Origin of the sequence: Pseudomonas sp. 2995-3, assembly GCF_002742565.1 — a bacterium.
In the GTDB taxonomy this organism is placed as follows: Bacteria; Pseudomonadota; Gammaproteobacteria; order Pseudomonadales; family Pseudomonadaceae; genus Aquipseudomonas; species Aquipseudomonas edaphica.
Window position 1 is genome coordinate 1 of sequence record NZ_LJSB01000127.1, and the last position, 252, is coordinate 252.

Sequence of the window (252 nt, forward strand, 5' to 3'; positions counted from 1 at the left end):
ATTGACTGGCTTGAGTTTACAGTGCTTCAAGCGCAATTACCGTTAGTGCTAGACACTTTAGGTCTGGACTGGGACGATTTTACCCAACTACCAAAAGGTCGATTTGGATATCATACGCAGTATAAATGGGACAATGGTAATGTTTTTATCATGTTTACCACGACAAAAGATTGCAAAGATATCACATTAAAAACGAAGATTAACACCAAATCAGGCGTCCACGTGATGCTAACAGGACAAGGATGTAGACAG

Annotated in this window: 1 protein-coding gene; it reads left to right on the top strand. The window is 40.1% G+C overall.

Annotated features, from left to right (window positions below):
- Positions 1 to 252: hypothetical protein (locus AOA62_RS31730; RefSeq protein ID WP_218244079.1), on the top strand; the 252-nt coding region annotated here is incomplete at both ends.